The organism is Streptomyces sp. NPDC051662, assembly GCF_040681655.1.
Classification (GTDB): Bacteria; Actinomycetota; Actinomycetes; order Streptomycetales; family Streptomycetaceae; genus Streptomyces.
Genome location: NZ_JBFAZD010000032.1, coordinates 67,340 through 87,974 on the forward strand (window position 1 = coordinate 67,340; position 20,635 = coordinate 87,974).

General features: G+C 71.6%; 18 protein-coding genes and 1 pseudogene. 11 read left to right on the plus strand and 8 right to left on the minus strand.

The annotated features are described in order from the left end of the window. Positions 1 to 22 precede the first annotated feature (22 nt). Positions 23 to 1,375 carry a HAMP domain-containing sensor histidine kinase gene (locus AB0M67_RS35455; protein WP_365751703.1) on the minus strand — a complete coding sequence of 451 codons (1,353 nt, stop codon included), beginning with the start codon at positions 1,373 to 1,375 and terminating at the stop codon, positions 23 to 25. A gap of 183 nt (positions 1,376 to 1,558) precedes the next feature. On the opposite strand from AB0M67_RS35455, the gene AB0M67_RS35460 reads away from it, so the two are divergent. Genes AB0M67_RS35460 through AB0M67_RS35480 form a run of 5 tightly spaced genes read left to right on the plus strand, consistent with a single transcriptional unit; the run spans position 1,559 to position 7,130 of the window. Further along, complete coding sequence (locus AB0M67_RS35460; protein ID WP_365751704.1) at positions 1,559 to 2,179, plus strand: hypothetical protein; 621 nt, start codon at positions 1,559 to 1,561, stop codon at positions 2,177 to 2,179. 5 nt (positions 2,180 to 2,184) lie between these two features. Further along, positions 2,185 to 2,931 (plus strand): ATP-binding cassette domain-containing protein, encoded by a 747-nt coding sequence (locus AB0M67_RS35465; protein WP_365751705.1) that lies wholly within the window; start codon positions 2,185 to 2,187, stop codon positions 2,929 to 2,931. Next, positions 2,918 to 3,703: an ATP-binding cassette domain-containing protein gene (locus AB0M67_RS35470; RefSeq protein WP_365751706.1), complete on the plus strand. Its 786-nt coding sequence runs from the start codon at positions 2,918 to 2,920 to the stop codon at positions 3,701 to 3,703. The genes AB0M67_RS35465 and AB0M67_RS35470 overlap by 14 nt, the downstream gene beginning before the upstream one ends. Next, entirely contained in the window at positions 3,700 to 6,342 is a 2,643-nt protein-coding gene (locus AB0M67_RS35475; protein WP_365751707.1) for an FtsX-like permease family protein, read from the plus strand. Before AB0M67_RS35470 ends, AB0M67_RS35475 begins: the two co-directional genes overlap by 4 nt. Before the next feature lie 29 nt (positions 6,343 to 6,371). Then, positions 6,372 to 7,130 (plus strand): response regulator transcription factor, encoded by a 759-nt coding sequence (locus AB0M67_RS35480; protein ID WP_365751708.1) that lies wholly within the window; start codon positions 6,372 to 6,374, stop codon positions 7,128 to 7,130. Between the two features lie 50 nt (positions 7,131 to 7,180). On the opposite strand, the gene AB0M67_RS35485 is transcribed toward AB0M67_RS35480, so the two are convergent. Both AB0M67_RS35485 and AB0M67_RS35490 read right to left on the minus strand, forming a co-directional pair. After that, complete coding sequence (locus AB0M67_RS35485) at positions 7,181 to 8,014, minus strand: ABC transporter permease (protein WP_365751709.1); 834 nt, start codon at positions 8,012 to 8,014, stop codon at positions 7,181 to 7,183. Further along, complete coding sequence (locus AB0M67_RS35490; RefSeq protein ID WP_365751710.1) at positions 8,011 to 8,931, minus strand: ABC transporter ATP-binding protein; 921 nt, start codon at positions 8,929 to 8,931, stop codon at positions 8,011 to 8,013. The genes AB0M67_RS35485 and AB0M67_RS35490 overlap by 4 nt, the downstream gene beginning before the upstream one ends. Positions 8,932 to 9,156: 225 nt before the next feature. Here AB0M67_RS35490 and AB0M67_RS35495 point away from each other — a divergent pair, with 225 nt between their 5' ends. Together AB0M67_RS35495 and AB0M67_RS35500 are read left to right on the plus strand one after the other, a co-directional pair. After that, a complete protein-coding gene (locus tag AB0M67_RS35495) occupies positions 9,157 to 10,317 on the plus strand; it encodes a sensor histidine kinase (protein WP_365751711.1) in 1,161 nt (386 codons plus the stop codon). Beyond that, on the plus strand, positions 10,314 to 10,976 hold the full coding sequence (locus tag AB0M67_RS35500) for a response regulator transcription factor (RefSeq protein WP_365751712.1): 663 nt from the start codon (positions 10,314 to 10,316) through the stop codon (positions 10,974 to 10,976). Before AB0M67_RS35495 ends, AB0M67_RS35500 begins: the two co-directional genes overlap by 4 nt. Positions 10,977 to 11,129: 153 nt before the next feature. On the opposite strand, the gene AB0M67_RS35505 is transcribed toward AB0M67_RS35500, so the two are convergent. Then, positions 11,130 to 11,402 carry a hypothetical protein gene (locus AB0M67_RS35505; RefSeq protein WP_365751713.1) on the minus strand — a complete coding sequence of 91 codons (273 nt, stop codon included), beginning with the start codon at positions 11,400 to 11,402 and terminating at the stop codon, positions 11,130 to 11,132. Between the two features lie 93 nt (positions 11,403 to 11,495). Between AB0M67_RS35505 and AB0M67_RS35510 the strand changes: the two are divergent. Beyond that, positions 11,496 to 12,224 (plus strand): annotated as a pseudogene (locus tag AB0M67_RS35510) (tetratricopeptide repeat protein); the annotation flags it as partial. A 755-nt stretch (positions 12,225 to 12,979) separates the two neighbouring features. Next, on the plus strand, positions 12,980 to 13,312 hold the full coding sequence (locus AB0M67_RS35515; protein ID WP_365751726.1) for a hypothetical protein: 333 nt from the start codon (positions 12,980 to 12,982) through the stop codon (positions 13,310 to 13,312). On the opposite strand, the gene AB0M67_RS35520 is transcribed toward AB0M67_RS35515, so the two are convergent. Continuing rightward, positions 13,263 to 14,480 (minus strand): AbrB family transcriptional regulator, encoded by a 1,218-nt coding sequence (locus AB0M67_RS35520; RefSeq protein ID WP_365751714.1) that lies wholly within the window; start codon positions 14,478 to 14,480, stop codon positions 13,263 to 13,265. The genes AB0M67_RS35515 and AB0M67_RS35520 overlap by 50 nt on opposite strands. 254 nt (positions 14,481 to 14,734) lie before the next feature. Between AB0M67_RS35520 and AB0M67_RS35525 the strand changes: the two genes are divergently transcribed. Together AB0M67_RS35525 and AB0M67_RS35530 are read left to right on the plus strand one after the other, a co-directional pair. Continuing rightward, positions 14,735 to 15,412, plus strand: coding sequence for a response regulator transcription factor (locus tag AB0M67_RS35525; protein ID WP_365751724.1), 678 nt, complete (start codon positions 14,735 to 14,737; stop codon positions 15,410 to 15,412). An 81-nt stretch (positions 15,413 to 15,493) separates the two neighbouring features. Then, positions 15,494 to 16,861, plus strand: a complete 1,368-nt coding sequence (locus AB0M67_RS35530) for an ATP-binding protein (protein WP_365751715.1) — start codon at positions 15,494 to 15,496, stop codon at positions 16,859 to 16,861. 195 nt (positions 16,862 to 17,056) lie between these two features. Here AB0M67_RS35530 and AB0M67_RS35535 read toward each other — a convergent pair whose 3' ends face one another. The 3 genes from AB0M67_RS35535 to AB0M67_RS35545 form a co-directional block, all read right to left on the minus strand. Then, positions 17,057 to 18,097 (minus strand): beta-propeller fold lactonase family protein, encoded by a 1,041-nt coding sequence (locus tag AB0M67_RS35535; protein WP_365751716.1) that lies wholly within the window; start codon positions 18,095 to 18,097, stop codon positions 17,057 to 17,059. 92 nt (positions 18,098 to 18,189) lie between these two features. Next, a complete protein-coding gene (locus tag AB0M67_RS35540; protein WP_365751717.1) occupies positions 18,190 to 19,491 on the minus strand; it encodes a Dyp-type peroxidase in 1,302 nt (433 codons plus the stop codon). A gap of 249 nt (positions 19,492 to 19,740) precedes the next feature. Continuing rightward, a complete protein-coding gene (locus tag AB0M67_RS35545) occupies positions 19,741 to 20,586 on the minus strand; it encodes a helix-turn-helix transcriptional regulator (protein WP_365751718.1) in 846 nt (281 codons plus the stop codon). Between the last annotated feature and the right edge of the window lie 49 nt (positions 20,587 to 20,635).

The following is a 20,635-nucleotide window of genomic DNA, read 5'->3' on the forward strand; positions in this document are numbered from 1 at the left end:
CCTGACCGCCGAGGAGACCCGGCTACTCGATCGAGCGGACCGGGATGAGGAGGGTGAACGTCGTGGGGTCGCCGCAGGCGAGGAAGAGCCTGCCGCCCAGCGAGACGGCCAGATCCTGGGCGAGCGCGAGGCCGATGCCCGTACCGCCCGAGCCGCCCGAGCCGCCCGTACTGCCCGAGCCGCCCGAGGCGCCGGTGCCGCCCGAGCCGCCGCCCGTGTGCCCGCGGGAGAACAGGCGCGCCGGATCAGTGTGCAGGGTGCCTTCGTCGACGACGTCGATCGCGAGGGCGTCGTCGAGGTCACGGACGGTGACCCGGACGCTGCCGCTGCCGTGTGCGTGGGCGTTGTCCAGCAGTACGCCGAGGATCTCGGTGACGGGCCCGCCCGGCACGCGTACCCCGGCCGGGGCGTCCTGGGGCGGGTACTCCAGTCGTCTGCCGGCCTGGGCGAACAGCCCGTGCCGCCGCTGTACCGTCTCCTCCAGGATCTGGTCCAGGGGCCGGTCCGGCACCGGGTGGTACGGCAGACCGCCCGAGCCGGCCAGGCGCAGTACCTCCTCCACCGTGCGGTGCAGGCGGCGGGTGGAGACCAGAGCCTCCTCCACCACGGGCCGCAGCTGTGCGTCGTCCTGTTCGAGACCCGACTCCAGGGTGAGCTGGAGGCCCGCCAGGGGGGTGCGCAGCTGGTGTGACGCGTTGGTGGTGAAGTCCCGCTCGTGGCGCAGGAGTTCGGCCAGGCTGTGCAGCATGTCGTTGTGCGTACGGGCCACCTGGTCGATCTCGGCGATGGCGCTGGGCGCCGCCCGGGCGGTCAGATCACCCTCGGTGACGGCCCGGCAGTGCCGGGACAGGTCCTCCAGCGGTGTGGCGAGCACCCGCGCCTGCCTGCGGGTGACAAGGACGGCGACGGTGAGGGCGAGCAAGGCCGCGCCGCAGAGCGCCGCCCAGCCGAGGAACACTCGCTCACGCACGGCTGATACGGCGGAGGAGGCCCGGACGACGCCGATGACCTCCTCGTTGTGGGAGACAGGGACGGCGACCACGAGCTCGCTGCCCGTCGTGGTCCGTGCGATCAGCCCGTGCAGCGCCTGGCGCACCACCGGGTCGCCGGCCTGGGGCCCGGCGCCCGCTCGCAGTGCCGGTCCCGGGTCGTACAGACCGACGCGTTCACCGGCGCCCGGTGCCCGCAGCTCGGCCGGGTCACCGGTCCGGTAGTCCGCGTTGACGCGGACGGCGGCGGCGAGGGCCGCCCGCTCAAGGGTGTCCCGCTGATCGGCGTACAGGGAGGATCGGATGGCGAGGGCCAGGGGGGTCGCGAGGAGGACGAGGGCGACCAGCACCGCGGTGACGGCCACCCGCGCGACACGCTGTCTCATGCCCTCATCATGCGCCCCGCCCGCCCGGCCACGCGGTGCCCGGCCCACTTTTGCCGTCGTCTAACCCGGGCTGAGCGGGCTGTTAACCCGCCGGCTCCTAGCGTCGCTGCCATGACCGCCCGGCCATCCGCCCCGCCGATCGGAGGGGCGGCTCGGCAGGGCATTCTCAGGAGGGCAGTGGCCATGGCAGGCGTACGTACCATCGGTGTCGTCGGGCTCGTACTGGCGGCGACGGTGACCGCCGGGTGTTCGTCGGGGAACGGGTCCGGGTCGTCCACCGGTTCCGGATCCGGCTCGCCGAGCGGCGACAGCGCCGCCCCGGCGGCCACCGAGTCGAATCCGCCCGGTGACATCCCCGACAATCAGGCCTTCGTCACCTACCGGCCGTCCGGTGGCGGCTTCACGGTGAAGGTCCCCGAGGGCTGGGCCCGTACGGTCAAGGGCGGCACCGCGGTGTTCACGGACAAGCTCAACCGGGTCCAGATCTCCACCGCGACCACCTCCACGGCCCCGGGCGTCGCTTCGGTGAACGCCGAGGTCGTCCCTCAACTGCGGGGCCAGGTGCCGAAGTTCGGTGATCCCCGGATCTCGCGGGTGACCCGGCACTCGGGCCCCGCCGTCCTGCTCACGTACCGGGGTGACTCGGCCGCCGATCCGGTCACCGGCAAGGTCGTGCGCGATGCGTTCGAGCGGTACGCGTTCTACCGGCAGGGCCACGAAGTGGACCTCACCCTGTCGGGGCCGGTGAACGCCGACAACGTGGATCCCTGGCGCATCGTCAGCGACTCCTTCACGTGGAAGTGATGGTCATGACGCGAGGTCAGATCTCGGCCGGCCGTGTTCCCGACGCGGATGCGGACCCGGATCCGGATGCGGCCCTGGAGGCCGATGTCGCTCTGCACGCACGGGAGTTGTACCGCTTCTTCCGGGCCGGCGAGGAGGAGACCCTCGCGCTGCGCGGGGTGTCGCTGCGGGTGCGGCGCGGTGAGACCGTCGCCGTCGTCGGGCCGTCCGGGGCGGGGAAATCCACGCTTCTGTCCTGTCTGGCCGGTCTGGACGAGCCGTCGGGCGGCGAGGTGTGCGTCGCGGGCATCCGCATCAGTCACCGGCCCGAGACCGAGCGGGCCCGGCTGCGGGCCCGCCGTATCGGCGTACTGCTGCAGACGCGCAATCTGGTCGCGCATCTCAGCGTGCGCGACAACATCCGCCTCGCGCACAGCGCCGTTCGCGGACGGCCGGCCGCGTCGCCCCGAGACCTGCTCGGCCAGGTCGGCCTCGCTGAGCGCGGCCACGCGCTGCCCCGGCAGCTCTCCGGCGGGGAGCTGGCACGGGCGGGCCTGGCCGTCGCGCTCGCCAACGCTCCCGATGTGCTGCTCGCGGACGAACCCACCGGCGAACTCGACGGCACCACCGAACGCCTGATCCTCCAGCTGCTGCGTGACCGTGCCGCCCTTGGCTGCGCGGTCCTCATCGTCACGCACAGCGCGCAGGCCGTCCGGGTGGCCGACCGGGTGATCGCCCTGGACGACGGGAGGGCGAGCGATGGCACCGCGTAACCCCCGAAGGCCGGCGGGCACACCGGCCACACCGAGCACACCGGGCACACCGGCCACACCGGCGCGCGGCGAGCCCGCGCCACCCTCACCGGCCTCCACCGACGTGCTCGTCGCCTGCCAGGACGTCGCTCTCACCTTCGGCCGGGGCGCGGGCGCCGTGGTCGCGGTACACGGGGCGAGTCTGCGGGTGCGGGCCGGTGACCGGCTCGCCGTGGTCGGGCCCTCGGGCTCGGGCAAGTCGTCGCTGCTGCATCTGCTGGCGGGCCTGGAACAGCCCACCAGCGGCACCGTGACCTGGCCCGCCGCCGGCGGTCCGCATGACATCGGCCTCGTCTTCCAGAGCGACAGCCTGATCCCCGCCCTGGACGTGGCCGAGAACACCGCGCTCCCGCTGGTGCTTACCGGGATGCCGGACGGGCGCGCCCGTACCGAGGCGGTCAAGGCCCTCGCGCTCGTGAACGCGGCCGACCTCGCCGACCGGCTGCCGGAGGAGATCTCCGGCGGTCAGGCACAGCGTGTCGCCGCGGCCCGGGTACTGGCCCAGGCACCCCGGCTCATCCTCGCCGACGAACCCACCGGCCGCCTCGACCACACCACCGGCAGGCACGTCCTGGACGCTCTGCTGACCGCGGCCGACCGCACGGGCGCCGCCCTCGTCGTCACCACCCACGACCCGGCGGTCGCCGCCCGTCTGACCACCCGGCTGACCATGAACGACGGCCGACTGCTTGACACGGCGGCGGACGGCACGCAACCGCAGGAGACATCATGATCACCGCATGGGCCGGCGGTCTCGCCCGCCACCGCACCGGACGGCTCGTGGCCGCCCTCGCCGGGATCGCCCTGGCCGTCGCCCTCATCGCCTCGCTCGGGTCCTTCCTGACCGCGTCGAAGGCGACCATGACGCAGCGCGCCGTGCGCTCGGTCACCGTCGACTGGCAGGTCGAGGTGCGGCCGGGCGCCGACCCGAACGCGATGCTCTCGCTGGTACGCGAGACGCCCGGCGTCCACAGCGCCGTCCCGGTGGGCTTCGCCCGCAGCGATTCGTTCGCGGCGACCGTCCAGGGCAGTACGCAGACGACGGGACCCGGCGTCGTGCTCGGCCTGCCGGACGGCTACCAGCACCTCTTCCCGGGCGCGGTGCGTCCCCTGACCGGCAGCGACACCGGCGTCCTGCTGGCCCAGCAGACGGCGGCCAACCTGCGTGCCGCGCCCGGCGACACCATCAGCGTCAAGCTCCCCGGCGCCGGCGCCCGACAGGTCCGGGTGGCCGGAGTCGTCGACCTCCCGCAGGCCGACTCGCTGTTCCAGAAGGTCGGCGCACCCAGCCAGACCCAGCCCGCCGCGCCGCCCGACAACGTGCTGCTGCTCCCTTCCGCCGCCTTCGCGTCCCTGACCGGGCACGCCACCGGTGTCACCACGCAGATCCACGCCGCGCGCGACGCCCGGCTGCCCGCCGACCCGGCCGCCGCCTTCACCGCGGTGACCGGCTCGGCACACAACCTTGAGGCCCGCTCCTCAGGCGGGGCGATCGTCGGGAACAATCTCGGTGCCGCCCTCGACTCCGCCCGCCAGGACGCGCTGTACGCACAGATCCTCTTCCTGTTCCTGGGCGTACCAGGGGCGGTACTGGCCGCCGCGCTGACCTCCTCGGTCGCCGCCGCGGGCGGCGAGCGCCGACGCCACGAGCAGGGCCTGCTCCGGCTGCGCGGACTGCGGCCGCGGCAGATCGCCGCGCTGTCCGGCCTGGAGGCCGCGCTGGTGGGGGTCGGTGGCGGCGGCGCCGGGCTGGGCATCGCCGCGCTGACGGGCCGCGTCGCCTTCGGATCGGCCTCGTTCGGGACGAGCGCCGGCCAATGGATCCTCTGGTACGTCCTCGCCTTCCTGCTCGGCGTCGCACTGGCCGCGGGCGCCGTGCTCGTTCCCGCACTGCGCGACCTGCGCACGGTGACCGTCGCGGACACGCGCCGCGCCGAGCGCCGCACGGGCTCCCCGTGGTGGATGCGCTACGGGCTCGACCTGGCACTGCTCATCGGCTCCTGGCTGGTTTTCCGCGCCTCGTCGGGAAACCAGTACGCCCTGGTCCTCGCCCCGGAGGGAGTGCCGAACATCTCCGTCTCCTACTGGGCCTTCCTCGGCCCGGCACTGCTGTGGATCGGCGCGGCGCTGCTGATGTGGCGGCTCACACTGCTCGCCCTCACCCACGGCCGCTCCATCCTGACCCGGCTGTCGCGTCCGTTCGCCTCCCACCTGGCCGGCACCACCGCCGCCGTACTCGCACGGCGCCGGCGACCGCTGGCACGCGCGGTGGTGCTGCTCGCCCTCGCCGTGTCGTTCGCCGTGTCGACGGCGACCTTCAACGCGACGTACAAACAGCAGGCGGAAGTCGACGCGCGTCTCACCAACGGCGCCGACGTGACGGTCACCGAGCCGCCCGGAGCGCGGACCCCACCGAGCGCGGCGGACGCCTTGAAGGTCTCCGGCGTCCACCACGTCGAACCGCTCCAGCACCGGTTCGCGTACGTCGGCTCCGATCTCCAGGACCTCTACGGTGTGCGCCCGGACACCATCTCCTCGGCCACCTCGCTGCAGGACGCGTACTTCTCCGGCGGCAGCGCCGCGACGCTGATGAAACGGCTGGCAGACCAGCCGGACGGACTGCTGGTGAGCGCGGAGACCGTCAAGGACTTCCAGCTCACGTCAGGCGACAGGATCAATCTGCGGATCCAGGACGCCCGTACGAAGGCGCTGCGCACGGTCGCCTTCCACTACGTGGGGGTCGCGAAGGAGTTCCCGACCGCGCCGAAGGACAGCTTCTTCGTCGCCAACGCGTCCTATGTCGCCGAGGCGACCGGCAGTGACGCGATCGGCGCGTTCCTTCTGGACACCGGGGGCACCCACCACAAGCGGGTCGCGGCGGAGCTGAGGCATCGGCTCGGCACCGGTGCCACGGTCACCGACCTCACCCAGACCCGCGGCACCGTCGGCACCAGCCTGACCTCGGTGGACCTGTCCGGGCTGACCAGAATCGAGCTGGCCTTCGCGGTGCTGCTGGCCGCCGGATCGGGCGGGCTCGCGCTCGCTCTCGGTCTGGCGGAACGGCGTCGCACCTTCGCCATCGCCACCGTGCTGGGCGCCACACCCCGTCAACTGCGCGGCATGGTCCTCACCGAGGCGCTGCTGCTGAGCGCCGGCGGACTGGCCGGGGGCGCGCTCATCGGCTGGGTGCTGTCGGACATGCTGGTCAAGGTCCTGACGGGGGTGTTCGATCCGCCGCCCGACACCCTGGCGGTGCCCGGCGGCTATCTGACGCTGACCGCCCTCGCCGCGGCGGCGGCCGTCCTGGCCGCGGCCCTGAACGGGGTGCGCCGGGCCGCCCGGCCCGCCGTCGAGGAGCTCCGCGATCTGTGAGTGAGCCGGCACGCTCTACGCTGCACCTCATGCGCACGCCCACCCGACCGGAGAGCGGCCGGATCCACGTCCTCGTCGTGGAGGACGACGACACCATCGGCCGCCATCTGGAAACCGGACTGCGCGGCAACGGCTACGCGCCCGCCTGGAGCAGGACCGGCGCGGGCGCGCTCGCCGAGGCCGCGCGGACCCCGTACGACGTCCTGCTCCTGGACCTGGGCCTGCCCGACATGGACGGGCTGGACGTCGCCCGCGCCCTGCGCGCCCGCTTCCCCGAGCTGCTGATCGTCATCCTCACCGCTCGCACGGACGACATCGACGTCATCGCGGGACTCGACGCGGGGGCCGACGACTACCTCGTCAAACCGTTCAGCCTGACCGTGCTGCTCGCCCGGCTGCGAGCCCATCTGCGACGCCGAAGCCTCGGCGCCGAGCCCCAGGAGCCGATCCCGCTGGGTGACGTCGTCATCGACCTCACCGCGCGGCGGTGCACCCTGCGCGGCCGGGAAATCGCGCTGCGGCCCAAGGAGTTCGAACTGCTCGCCGTGCTCGCCCGGCACGTAGGAGAGGCCGTGTCGCGCGAGACACTGATGGCCGAGGTCTGGGACGAGAACTGGTTCGGCTCCACGAAGACCCTGGATGTGACCATGGCCGGACTGAGACGCCGCCTGACCGACGCGGAGCAGCGACCGCAGGCGGTGGCACAGCCGTACCGGCTGCCCCGGATCACGACGCTGCGGGGGCACGGCTACCGACTCGAACGGGGCGCGGCGCGCGGGTTTGAGTGATTCGGGACGCGGACGGATGCGAGTTCCGCGGACCGGTGTGCCGTCGCACTTCACACGTCTCGGTGCCGTACGACGACCACCGCGAGTGCGACCGCGATCAGCGGCCAGAGGGCGTACACGGTCCAGGAGCCGGGGACAGTGGCACCGTAGGCGAGCGAGTGGGGATCCGGTGCCCAGCTCTGCACCAGGCGCTTCCACGCCGTGGCCGGCATCGCGTGGCTCATGGCGGCGGACCAGCGTGCGGTCTGCGAGAAGGTCGGGGGGAGCATCACCAGGATGAAGGCGCTGGTGACCATGGTGGTGGCGCTGTGCCTGATCAGAGCACCGAAGCCGAGGCCGACCAGTGCGCAGATCGGGGCCAGCAGGGCGGACGCCACCAGCGCCCGGAACACTCCGGGATGAGTGAGGGGAACCCCGGCCCCGTGCCCGTTCAGGACGGCCTGGGAGACCAGGAAGGAACCGGTGGAGATCACCGTGCCGACCGTGGTCCACAGCGCGGCGGTGACGACCGCCTTGGCCGCCATCACCGCACCGCGGGCGGGGACGGCCACGGTGGTGGTGCGGATCAGGCCGCTGCTGTACTCGCTCACGACGGTGAGTGCGCCCATGCTTCCGGCGACGAGCATCAGCGTCATGTAGCCGGCCGGCGGGTAGGCGTCGTAGGGCAGGAATTCGGCGGGGCCGGAGCCCACGGCCTTGTCGGCCATTGTGGCCACCGCGGAGGACCCGATGACGAACAGGGCGATCAGCGCGAGGGTCCACGGAGTGGAGCGCAGGGACCGCACCTTGATCCACTCGGAGACGAGTAGGTCACGGAAGCGGGCGGGCGGCTCGGCGACGGGCGCGGCCGAGGTTGTCGCGGGGGCGGAAGCGAGTGTGGTCATCGGGACTGTCCTGCCTGGTATTCGGCGCTGCCCGCGGTGAGTTCCATGAAGGCCTCCTCCAGTGAGGCGGTTCGGGTGGTCAGCTCGTTCAGCAGGATCCGGTTCTCGAAGGCGAGCGCGGCGATCCGGTCCGCCGGCAGCCCGGTCACGGCGAGCTTCTCGGCGTCCGCCGGTCCCTCCGGCTCGACCGACGCCCCCGCGGCGGTCAGCACCGCCGTCAGCTCGGCGGCCTGCCGCGTGCCCACGACGACGCCGAGGCGGGTGCCGCGTGCCGCGAAGTCCCGTACCGACTCGGCGGCGATGAGCCGGCCCCGGCCGATGACGACGAGCTGGTCGGCGGTGTTCTCCATCTCCGACATGAGGTGGCTGGAGAGGAAGACCGTACGGCCCTCGGCCGCGAGGCGCCGGAAGAGACGGCGCATCCAGAGCACGCCTTCCGGGTCCATGCCGTTGACCGGCTCGTCGAACATCAGCACCGGCGGGTCGCCGAGCAGCGCGGTGGCGATCCCGAGCCGCTGCTTCATGCCGAGCGAGAAGCCGCCGACGCGGCGGGGCGCGGCCTCGGCCAGGCCCACCTCGTGCAGCACCTCGTCCACCCGGCGCGGGGAGATCCCGTTGCTGTGGGCCAGGGCGGACAGGTGGGCCGTGGCGGTGCGTCCGCCGTGGACCTGGCCCGCGTCGAGGAGGGCGCCGACGTGCCGCAGTCCGCGCGGGTGGCTGCGGAAGGGGACCCCGCTGACGGTGGCGGCACCGCCGGTGGGCGCGTCCAGGCCGAGGATCATCCGCAGGGTGGTGGTCTTGCCCGCGCCGTTGGGGCCGAGGAAACCGGTGACCTGGCCCGGTCGCACAGTGAAGGACAGCTGGTCGACGGCGGTTTTGCCGCCGTAGCGCTTGGTGAGTTCGTTGACTTCGATCACAGGGACAACCCTGCCGGGAGGGCCCCGTCCGGTCATGGGGCCGTGGGCGGCAATCGTGCGGACGCCTTCGCCCGTGGGCGTACGTCGGCGGGCCGATCCCGCGGGGGCGGCGGCTGGATAGTCTCGCGGGATGGACGCCATACCGACCACCCCGATCCTCGTGCGCGTCGCACAGCGCGGTCTCCCTCGTGAGAGGCCACACCACCGATGACGGGAACGAAGACCATGGCCTGGGTAGGAGGTGCCCTGTATCTCCTCGCGGTGATTCTGCTCATCGGAGGGGCGCCGCGGGCTTCGGGCACGGTCCACGGTTTCGGGGCACTGCTGGCGGCGAGCCTGCTCGTCGGTGTGCTGCGACGCGGGCCGGTCCTGGCCCTGGCCCTGGTGCTGTTCGGGTCCACCGCCGTGGTGGTGGGCCCCCCGAGCTCCGCCCATGCGAGCCTGTCGGCTTCGTACCAGGGCCAGTACCTGTCGTACCTGGCGGTGGACCTCGTCCTGGGGTTCATCGTCGCCACCCGCGCGCGGCGAGCTTCGATCGTCGCCGTGGCCGGATCCCTCATCGTCCAGCTCCTGGTCATCGGCGGCTTCTCGCATGGGGACAACCTGACCGTCAACGTCGTGATTGCCCTCCTGGCGATGGCCGCGGCCTGCACGGGTGGACTGTTGAGCCGCGAGCGCGGCGAGCACGCGGTGGCGCTGCGTTCACGGGAGGTGGCAGAGGCCGTGATCGCCGAACGGCTGCGGATCGCAAGGGAGTTGCACGACATGGTCGCGCACAGCATCGGCATCATCGCCATCCAGGCGGGGGCGGCGAGCCAGGTCCTCAGGACCCGGCCCGTGGAGGCCGGTGAGGCACTGCGGGCCATCGAGGTCACCAGCAGGGAGACCCTGTCGGGCCTACGGCGCACATTGGTGGCACTCCGTCAGGCGGACCCGGGCGCGGCGGCCTCGGGGAACCGGACAGCCCTCGCGCCCTCGTTGGGTCTGGCGGACATCGACCGGCTGGCGGCGGCCACGGCGGACGCGGGGGTACATGTGGAGGTGCGCCGCAGCGGGGAAGAGCGCCCTCTGCCGGCCGACATCGACCTGTCCGCCTTCCGTATCGTTCAGGAAGCGCTGACCAATGTGGTCCGCCACGCGGACACCGGACGGTGCCGGGTGCTCATCGGCTACGGAGACGAGGAGCTGTCCGTGGAGGTCGTCGACGACGGACGCGGTGCCACCGAGAACGGCTCGGCCCACGGCTTCGGTCTCGTGGGTATGCGGGAGCGGGTCGCCCTGTTGCACGGCGACCTCAGCGCCGGGCCGCGTCCCGAGGGCGGTTTCCGGGTGACGGCCCGGCTGCCGCTGCCCGGCCCCGTCGGAGTTCCGGTGGAGGCCCGATGACCGCCGGTCCTGTACGCGTCGTACTCGCCGACGACCAGCCACTGGTGCGGTCCGGCCTGCGCCTGGTCATGGCCGATCACCCCGATCTGGAGGTCGTCGGCGAAGCCGCAACCGGTGCCGAGGCGGTCCAACTGGTCAAGGACATCGGCCCCGACGTCGTCGTGATGGACATCCGGATGCCCGGCATGGACGGAATCGAGGCCACTCGCCTGATCACCGCCGGCTCGACCGCGGCCCGCGTCCTCGTCCTGACCACGTTCGACGAGGACGACTACGTCTACGGCGCGCTGCGGGCCGGAGCGAGCGGCTTCGTGGTCAAGGACATGGCGCTGAACGACATCCTCGCGGCGATCCGCGTGGTAGCCGTCGGCGACGCACTGATCGCGCCGGGGGTCACGCGCCGACTGATCGCCGACTTCGTCGGGCACCCCCCGCAGCGCTCCTCACGGCCGGTCGCGGGCATCACCGAGCGGGAACGGGAAGTCCTGACCCTCATCGGGCGCGGCCGGACGAACACCGAGATCGCGGAGGACCTCTTCATCACGGTGGCCACAGCCAAGTCGCACGTGTCACGCCTGCTCACCAAACTGGGCGCCCGGGACCGGGTCCAGCTCGTGATCACCGCCTATGAGATGGGGCTCGTCACGCTGCCCGGCTGAGCGGGCACCACGGCTCCGTGCCTGACCGGAGCCGTGGTGCTTGCCGCCTCCCCCTGCGGAGTGCGCGGGCCGGGCACCGTCGCCCGGATGGACAGGTCCAGGTCGAGGCGGCTGTGTCTGTCTGCTGGAGTCGCGGGTGCTGGGCCGCTACCGCTACCACGACCTGCTGCGTTCCTTCGCGCGCCGCAAGTCGCGCGACGAACGGGCCGACGAGGCGGCGGCGATCCAGGACCGGCTGCTCGACTTTCTGCTGTCGACGGCCTGCGAGGCGTTCCGGCACGCCGTCCCCGCCGACCCGGTCGCCGGCGCGTTCGCCCCGCCCGGGGTGTCCGGCCTGTCCTTCGCCGACCTGAGTGCCGCACGGCAGTGGGTGCTGATCGAGGCGGAGGAGGCTCGTTCCCTGGTGGCCCAGGTCGCCTCGGCCACCGCTCATATGCCTGACGAGGGGGGGCGGCGACGGATGGCGCGCGCTCCGAGGACACGGTGCCCCGGCTGCGCCGCGCCGTCGATCTGCTCATCATGCTCAGCCCGTTCGGCGTGGGCAGCCGGTACGCCGAGCTGGTGCCCACGGCGGATGCCCTGGTGCACGCCGCCGTGCGGCTCGGCGACCGCCGGGCCGAGGGGCGGGCCCGCTTCCTGCGGTGCACGATCGCCCTGGCCGCCGCGCGGTTCGCCGATGCCGAGACCGCGGCGAGGGCCGCGCTCGCGGCGTGCCGCGAGGTGGGTGACACCGTTGTGCTCCAGCAGGTCCTCAACAACCTCGGCCTCATCGCCCAGTACCTGTCACGGCACGACGAGGCGGTCGCGTGCTTCACCGAATCCCTCTCCCTGGCCCGGAAGTTGGGGCGCCGCTCGGGTGAGACGGCGATCATGGTCAACACCGCGCTCGCGCAGGTGCGCGCCGGGAACCCCGACGAGGCGGTGGTGGTCTGCCGTCAGGTCCTGGACAGCGGGGCCTACGCGCAGGACAGCTCGGGGCGGGCGTACGCCATGTACGTACTCGGCTTCGCGCTCCAGGGCCTGGGCGCGCACACCGAGGCCGTGTCGTGGTTCGAGGCGTGCCCGGAGCTGTGCGCGAGCGCCGATCCGCACCCCCGCAGTGTGCACGCGCGCTATCGCCTCGCCGAGAGCCTGCGTGTGCTCGGCGACCTCGAACAGGCACTGCTCCATGCCGAACAGGCGTTGGCGCAGTGTGAGGACATAGTTTTCGAACGGGACCGGGGGCACGCCCTGATGGTTCTCGGGCATGTCCTCGCCGACCTCGGGCGCACGGCCGAGGCACGGGTGCTGTGGGAGCGCGCGAACACGCTGTTCACGCGTCTCGACCTGCCGGAGGCGGCCGGGCCGCCCCGGCCGGGACCGCGAGTTGACCGGGGGCCCCGGGTGATCGGGACTTCGGGTAACCGGGGGCCGTATCGTCGGCGCCGAGCCCGGCTCCGACGATACGGCGTTGTCCGTCCGCGCCGGCTACATCGCCTCGTTCGGCGGACCCCAATCGGAGCCCGTACTGTTCCACGCCACGGAGCCGGAACCATGGTGCGATGTCGAGTGTGTCGAATCCGCCGCCGTCGAAACCACTGCCGTCGAAACCGCTGCCGCGGACATTCCCGTCAGTGCGCAGGGGTGGACGCGACCACGGCGCCGCTGTTCCTGGTCCGCTCCGAACCGGGCGAGTACACGAACTGGGGTTTCGAGGGGCGTCGCGACCGTACCGTACGGTACGCCGACGGCCGTGAGGTCCGGTTGTGCTGGAGCACCTCGATGGACCGGGAGCGCCGCGCGCGATGCACCGAACCGGCCCTGCTCCGCGAGGAGTTGCACCTGCTCGAAGCACTCGCCGAACAGGTCGAGCCCCGGACGCGTGACGCGTGCCGCGCTGACGAGCGAGCGGGAACGGGTGAGCCGAAGACTGCGCCGGCTCGCAGGAGCGACGGCCGGGCCGCTGCCCTCCCCTGCTCTCTCCTCATACGTACCGCCCCCCTCCCCCGATCCTTGGAGCGCGAGTGCCGGAGCCTGAAGCCGACTGGCTGGACGAAGTGGAACGCATTGCCGCCGGGGCGATCGAGCGCTTCCCCCGCCACCACGACATCTTCCACCTCGTCTCCCGCCTGGCCGAGGAGACGGGCGAAGTCGCCCAGCGGATCAACCACTTGGAGGGCATGGGCGTCAAGCACGAGCGCCACGGCGAACCGGACGTCAGTGACCTCACCAAGGAGGTACTCGACGTGGTGCGCTGCGCTGTGACCATCGCCATGCACTACGGCTGCGTCGACGATCTCCGAACCCTCACCTCGGAGAAGCTGGCTTCGTACCGCCGGGAGGGATGGGTGAGCTGACGCCGACCTGAGCCAACCGTCGGACGATCAAGGGCGTCACCAGCATCACGACCAGGAGCCGCAGGCTCTGCACGGTCGAGACCAGGGCGACATCCCCGTGGGAGGAGACCGCCGCGGCGAGGACCGCGTTGATCCCCCCGGGGGTGGTGGCGAGATAGGCGTCCATCAACGGGGTGCCCGTCGCCCTGGCGAAGATCCACGCCATCCCGGCACAGCCGAGGCATACGGCCGTCATTCCGGCCAGGATCGAGGGCAGCAGGCCCCGTACGCGTCGGAGCGCGTCACGGGTGAAGCGCACCCCTACGTCCATGCCCACGAGGACGAAGACGACGTCCTGAAGCAGACCGGCCGGGGCGAAGGCCGGGATGACGCCGCTCACCGTCGCGCCGAAGGCTGCCAGCATGGGCCCGATCAACGCGGGCGTGGGAAGACGCAGCCGCCGCCCTGCCCAGACGCCGGCCACCGAAACGGCGGCGAGCGTGAGCAGACCGGTCAGCTGGTCCGGCCCCGCGACCAGCTGGAACGGGCCGAGGCCCGGCCAGGACCCAGGTCCGCCGCCCGCCGGCCCCGACGACGAACCGCCGGCCATCCAGTGAGCGAGCAGTGGCGCGGTCGTCGCGACGAGCCCCACGCGCAGATACTGGTTGAAGGCGACGAGCCGAACATCGGCCTTGAGTTCATCGGCGCAGGTCACGATCCCCGCCGAGCCGCCCGGCATCATGCCGAGGACCGCGCTCGGCCGGCTGATCCGTCCCTTGCGCGCGAGGAACCACGCGACCGCCACACTGAGCCCGATCGTGGCCGCCGTCACCGCCGTGAGGGGCAGCGCGGACGGTGCCGCCGACTTCAGGGCGGAGGACGTCAGATGGCTTCCCATGAGCGCGCCGACCAGCGCCTGGGACGCCCGGTTCGCCGGTCCGGGAAGGCGGTCGCGGACCCGGCCCGACAGCGCGAGGACGGCGCCCACCAGCAAGGAGGCCAGGAGATACGGCGAGGGAACACCCAGGACGAAGCCCACAAGGCCGGCCGCGTACCCACCCGCGATGATCAGTGCCCAGCGCAGCCCGGACCTGGAACGCGTGCGTCTGCGCACCGGCTTCGGCGCGGGGACACACGGGAGTTCCCGCGTACCCGTGTTCGCACGCTCCCGCACGGACGTCGGAGCCACAGTGCCGCCTTTCGCCGGGGGGTGAAGGTCTCGCGGGTGTGCATCCCACGGACGTCGTGGCCCCCACAGTGCGGGGTCCGGCCTGTGCCGCCGCTGAGAGCGGCTGAGCGAACGCTGAGGCGCCCCTGAGAGCACGCTGAGAGTGCGCGGGCCGACCAGCAGAAAGGGCCCCTGGCCTCGGACTTCCCTACACTCGGAAAGGGGTGATCGGCATTCCGGCCGACCCCCGCCGATCGGCGCACGAGGAGATCCGGGTGCGGGTACTGGTGGTCGAGGACGAACCGCACATCGCCGCCGCGGTGGAGCGTGGGCTGCGCGCCGAGGGCTTCGGTGTGGACGTCGCCGAGGACGGCGAAAGGGGACTGCTCCTCGCACGGCGCAACGAGTACGCGGTGATCGTGCTGGACCTTATGCTGCCCGGACGCAACGGCTATGACGTGTGCCGGACGCTGCGCGCCTCGGACGTCATGACACCGGTACTGATCCTGACAGCCAAGGACGGCGAGTACGACGAGGCCGACGCGCTCGACCTGGGCGCCGACGACTTTCTGACCAAGCCCTTCTCGTTCGTGGTGCTGCTGGCCCGCGTCCGCGCGCTGCTGCGCCGCAGCACCCCCCAGCGCCCCGCGGTGCTGACCGCCGGCGACCTGTGGCTCGATCCCGGTGCCCACCGCTGTGGCCGAGGCGATGACCTCCTCGAACTCACTCCCCGCGAGTTCGCCCTGCTGGAGCATCTGCTGCAGCGCCCCGACACGGTCGTGAGCAAGACCGAGCTTCTCACCGAGGTGTGGGACGCCTGGTTCGAGGGTGACCCGAACATCGTCGAGGTCTATGTCGGCTATCTGCGCCGCAAGATCGACACTCCCTTCGGCCGTGCCGCCATCGAGACCGTACGCGGCGTGGGCTACCGGCTGGACGGGAGGGGCGGCTGAATGCCCCGGCGCCACCTCCGCCCGCGCACACCGTCCGTCCGGTGGCCCCTCGCCGGGAGACAACTGACCCTGCGTTCCCGGGTGACGCTGTGGGCCACCTCGATCGTCGCCGCGGCGACGATCCTGACCGGCGTGGCTCTCCTGCTCGCCCTGCGGTACTCCACCTGGCGCGACTTGGACGCCATCGCCGCCCAGCGCGTCTCGTACGTCTCCTCCCTGGTCGAGCACGGCCGGTTACGCGGCCTCATCCCCTCGACGGGCGGGGAGGCGGACGTGGTCCAGGTACTGGACGCGTCAGGACGCGTGCTCGCGAGCTCCGACTCCGAGGTCCGCCCCGGAAGCCGCAGCGGTTTCCCTCATCCGCTGCCCTCGGGGCTCCTCGACGGTCATCCCATGACACTGCACAACCTGGCGGGAATCGCCGACGGAGGCGATGTCCGCGTCACAGCACGGGCGGCCCGTATTGACGGACGCCCGGTGACGATCGTCGCGGCCGTATCCCTGGCCCAGTCGCAGCGCACCCTCTCCAGCCTCGCCACCGCGCTCGCCATCGGCATTCCGGTGCTGATCGCCCTGGTCGCCCGGACGATCTCCGTTACGGCCCGGCGTACCCTGCGCCCCGTGGAGACACTGCGCCGCCAGGCCGCCGACATCAGCGCGACCGATCCACACCACCGCCTGGACCTGCCCGCCTCCCAGGACGAGATCCACGCCCTGGCGGTCACCCTCAACGACATGCTGGCCAGGCTGGACGCGGCCTCCGCGGCCCAGAACCGCTTCGTCGCCGACGCCGCCCACGAACTGCGCAGCCCCCTCACCGCGATCCGCGCCCAGCTGGAGGTGCTGGCGCGCTATCCGGACCCGGAGCGCGATCCCCTGATGGCGGCCGAACTGCTGGAGGACACCGAGCGATTGCACGATCTCGTCGAAGATCTCCTGGCCCTGGCCAGAAGTGAGGATCCCGCCCCGCGCAGACCGCACACCGTCGTCGACCTGGACGAAGTGGTCCTCGCCGAGGTCCGCCGGCAGCACGGCCCGACCGGGACCCGCGTCGATGCCCACAAGGTCTCGGCCGGCCGCGTACAGGGAGACGCCGAGGCCCTGCGCCGCGTCGTACGCAATCTCCTCGACAACGCCCGCCGCCACGCCGCTCATCAGGTGCGGGTCGCCCTCACAGAACACGGCGGTACGGTCGAACTGACCGTCAGCGACGACGGGGCGGGCATCCCGCCCGAAGACCGCAGCCGGATCTTCGAACGCTTCACCCGCCTCGACGAAGCCCGCTCCCGCGAGGCGGGCGGCTCGGGCCTCGGTCTGGCCATCGTCGCGACCATTGTCACGGCCCACGGCGGCACCATCCACGCCGACCAGGACCCGTCACACGAAGAGGGCGGCCTCGGCGGCGCCCGTCTGGTGATCCGACTTCCGGCGGCGGGCCAACCGGACTGACGGCGAACGCACCCGATGGTGCGGGTCCCCTCCACGAGGGGCTCGACCTGGTGGATCCGGCCACCTCGTCTCCACATGGAGGCGTACGGCTCTCGTGGCCTGGACGGGCGCGGCTTCGCCCCGAACCTGTCCTTCTTCTGCTCCAACGGCATGGACCCGGGGTACGCAGTACCGGGCCGCGTGGCCCGGCGTATCTCAGCTCACCGCCACTCCATAGGGGCTGTTGCCGAGGGTGACAGTCCCGACGACCTTGTGGGATGTCGGGTCGATGATCGCGAGGGTGCCCGCTCCCTGGTTCGTGACGTAGATCGCCGTGCTGGTGGCCTCCACGTTGAACGGGTCGGTGCCTGGAGGCCCCACGGGAATGGTCGCCGAGACGCGACGACTGCCGGTGTCGATCACGGAAATGTTGCCCGGGCCCAGATCGGCGGAGTAGGCGAAGCGGCCGTCGGGACCGACGGCCACGTCAAAGGGGCCCTCTCCGACGGTGACGGCGGTCGTGTCGCCGGTACGGGTTTCGATGGCGAGGACGCGCTTTCCCACTTCGTCGGCCACGTAGACCCACTTGCCGTCGGGGGTGACCGCGACACCCACCGGGGAGCGCCCCGCGGCGAGTTTCCGCAGGACCCGGCGCGTGCCTGTGTCGATGACCGACAGGTTCCCCGACCCGGAGTTCGCCACGTAGGCCGTTGCCCCGTCACCGCTGAACGCCACGTTCACTGGAGACTTGCCGACCGGCAGGGTGGCCTCTACCCGGTTGTTCCGGGTATCGATCACCGAGACAGTGTTCGAACTGCCGTTGGTGACATAGAGCGAGGTGCCATCGGGACTCAGGGCGACACCGGTGGGGCTCTTGCCGACCGGCACGGTTTTGACGATCTTGTTGTTCCGGGTGTCGAGGACCGAGACCCGGGCCGAGCCGCTGTTGGCGATATACAGGTGCCTGCCGTCCTTGGCGGCGGCGATGCCTTCGGGCGCCAGGCCGGCCCGTACGGTCGCGAGGACCTTGTGGGTGCTGGCGTTGATCACCGAGAGCGTGTCGTCCTGCTGGTTCGTGACATACACGCGGGTGCTGCCGTTGGTGAGGGCGGCCTGATGGGCAGTCTTCTTTTCGTCGGAGGCATGGGGCGTACAGGACAGCAACAGGATCCCGATGCTCGCCGCGAGTGTCGGCCGGAGGGTCCTGCCGGGGCGCCGACGACGGCTGCCGCACGGGGTCCGCGGGTGGGAGAACATCTCGCCTCCTGTGCGCAGTGCGATGCGCTGGTTCGGTTCGGGAGCGTGCGGGGCAGCGTCTTACCGTCGGCCTCCGGAGCCTGGGACCAGGATCAGGACAGAAGCCCGCGGGCGAAGTAGTCCTTGTCGTCCCGGACTCCCGGAAGTGCGAAGAAGTAGCCCCCGCCTCGTGGGGTGATGTACGGCACCAGTGCTTCGTTTTCCAGCCGCTGCTGCATGGTGATGTAGGTGCCGAGTTCTCGCTGGAAGCAGGTGAACGCATGCCCCATGTCAAGTTTCTGCGAGTTGGGGCTTCGGTCGTAGTCGTAACTGCGACGCAGGATGGTGCTGGTCGTGAAGGTCTGCGGAGTCTGGGGATTGGCAAGGCGGATATGAGAGTTCAGCGGCGTGATCAGGCCCTGCGGGTCATTGGTGTAGATGGGGTCGAGCTGATCCGGTGTGTTCTCGCCCACGGCGTACATGGGGGCGCCGCTCGCCTTGCGGCGGCCGATGATCCGCTCCTGTTGGGCAACCGGTACCTTCTGCCAGGCCTCGATGTGGAAATGGACGATGCGTACCACGTGGTACGTGCCGCCCGCGGCCCAGGCGGGCTCGGAGCTCTTCGGCTGGACCCAGACCCACTGATTCATCTGGGCCGGGTCCGTGGTGGACGGGTTGGCGATGCCGTCCTTGAAACCGAACCAGTCGCGCCGGGTGCCGTCGGGGCGCTCCGGGTTGCGCTGGCCGTCGATACGCCAGCGCAGCTTCGCCGCGGACTTGGTATGGGTCAGGATGTCGATCAGCGCGTGCACCGTCGTGTCGCGCTGATCGGCGCACAGCATGACCAACAGGTCGCCCTGGCTCAGCGCGGGGTCCAGGTCGTCATGGCGGAAGGCCGTCATCGGAACGAGTTGGACCGGCTTGCGCGAGCCCAGTCCGAAGCGGTCGTCGAAGAGGGACGCGCCCACTCCGACGGTCATGGTGAGTCCGTCCGGCTGGACCGTGGGTCCCAGGATGCCGCTGTCCGTGGGCGGTGCGGTGGGGGCCGCCTTCGGTGGCCTGCCGCCCGCCGTGAGGAAGCGGGCACGCGAGGTCAGCGTGCGGAACAGATCGGTGAGTTCCTCGCGGTCGGAAGCGGTCACATCGAGCGAGAGGTAGATCAGGACCCTCTGGGGTGGAGTGGCGATGCCGGCCTGATGATAGCCGTGGAACGGGATCGTCCGGGATTTCGGTGGTTGCTCGGGGTGGGCTTCCGTGTCGGCGAGCGCCGCACCGCCGCCCAAAGCGGTCCCGCCCGCCACCGCGGCCACGCCCGCGGCGGCACCATGAAGCAACGACCGCCGGGCGAACGCACTCCCCGGGCACCGTTCGCCGCTCCACCCTTCATCCAGGGGCGCGGATGTCTTGTCGGTCATGGTTCCCCTCAGCCGATGGCAAGCCGTACGGCGGTGCCGCGGTCGGTTTCCGTGAGCCGGCCACGGCCCTGGAGAGCCTTACCGTGAACGGCGGCTTCCCAACCGGCGCCTGGAGTGAAGTAAGGCGTCCGGCTGTAGCGGGGAGCCGACGGTCGCGGTGTGAAGGAAATAGGCGCCGTTGATCACTAGGGCGCGACGGGGTGCGGTGGACCTGTCCCTGGTTGCCCGACCCCCCGGTACGGACAGGGGCTATTCGACGAGCGTCTGGGTGCCGAGAACGATGGCGAGCGCGAGACGATCGGCGTCCTCGGTGCCGGGCTCGGCGGTGTAGACCATGATGCGCAGATCGTCCAGGGCGACGATGAGCGGGTCGCAGTCCAGCGTGATCCGGCCGACCACCGGGTGATCGATGACCTTCCGCCGTGAGGGGTCCGGGAGCGAAGCCGGGGCGTCGGAGTCCCAGAGGTCGGTGAAGCGCGGGCACTGGTCCGCGAGCTCGCGGATGAGCCGCCGGAACGCCCGGTCGGCGGGATACCGGGAGGCGGTCAGCCGCAGGTCGGCGACGAGTCGCGCCTCGTGGTCGGCCTGTTCCTCCGCGGTGTGTACCGTGCGGTTGTGGCGTCCGACGAGGTTGCGCCAGATGGCGTTGCGTTCGATGCCGTGCCAGGTCGACGTTTCGCCCATGAGCGCGTCGTAGGGCGCGTTGGCGGTGACGAGGGTCCAGGTGGCGTCGTAGACGACGACCGGGGTATTCGCCAGCCGGTCCAGCAGTCGCTGCACGCTCGGCGCGACACGTGTGGGGACGACGTCGGGCCCGGGAGCCGTATGACCGGCCAGCCGGTAAAGGAGGTCACGCTCCGTGTCGGACAGGCGCAGCGCCCGCGTGAGTGCCCCCACGACCTGTGCCGAGGGCGCGGTCGCCCGCCCCTGTTCGAGCCGGGTCAGGTAGTCGGTCGAGATCCCGGCGAGCCCGGCCAGCTCCTCGCGTCGCAGCCCGCTCGCCCGGCGGCGCCGTCCGGCCGGAACACCGACGGTCTCGGGCGCCACGCGGTCACGCCAACGGCGCACCATCCGGCCGAACTCCCACGATTCCATGCGTTCAGTGTGCAAGGCGGTGTCGCCGTTGTCCTGGCCCTGGTATTCC

Coding starts and splice junctions, on each gene's coding strand:
- AB0M67_RS35455 (WP_365751703.1), bottom strand. CDS start 1,375: ATGAGACAGCGTGTCGCGCGGGTGGCCGTCACCGCGGTGCTGGTCGCC.
- AB0M67_RS35460 (WP_365751704.1), top strand. CDS start 1,559: ATGGCAGGCGTACGTACCATCGGTGTCGTCGGGCTCGTACTGGCGGCG.
- AB0M67_RS35465 (WP_365751705.1), top strand. CDS start 2,185: ATGACGCGAGGTCAGATCTCGGCCGGCCGTGTTCCCGACGCGGATGCG.
- AB0M67_RS35470 (WP_365751706.1), top strand. CDS start 2,918: ATGGCACCGCGTAACCCCCGAAGGCCGGCGGGCACACCGGCCACACCG.
- AB0M67_RS35475 (WP_365751707.1), top strand. CDS start 3,700: ATGATCACCGCATGGGCCGGCGGTCTCGCCCGCCACCGCACCGGACGG.
- AB0M67_RS35480 (WP_365751708.1), top strand. CDS start 6,372: ATGCGCACGCCCACCCGACCGGAGAGCGGCCGGATCCACGTCCTCGTC.
- AB0M67_RS35485 (WP_365751709.1), bottom strand. CDS start 8,014: ATGACCACACTCGCTTCCGCCCCCGCGACAACCTCGGCCGCGCCCGTC.
- AB0M67_RS35495 (WP_365751711.1), top strand. CDS start 9,157: ATGGCCTGGGTAGGAGGTGCCCTGTATCTCCTCGCGGTGATTCTGCTC.
- AB0M67_RS35500 (WP_365751712.1), top strand. CDS start 10,314: ATGACCGCCGGTCCTGTACGCGTCGTACTCGCCGACGACCAGCCACTG.
- AB0M67_RS35535 (WP_365751716.1), bottom strand. CDS start 18,097: ATGTTCTCCCACCCGCGGACCCCGTGCGGCAGCCGTCGTCGGCGCCCC.
- AB0M67_RS35540 (WP_365751717.1), bottom strand. CDS start 19,491: ATGACCGACAAGACATCCGCGCCCCTGGATGAAGGGTGGAGCGGCGAA.
- AB0M67_RS35545 (WP_365751718.1), bottom strand. CDS start 20,586: ATGGAATCGTGGGAGTTCGGCCGGATGGTGCGCCGTTGGCGTGACCGC.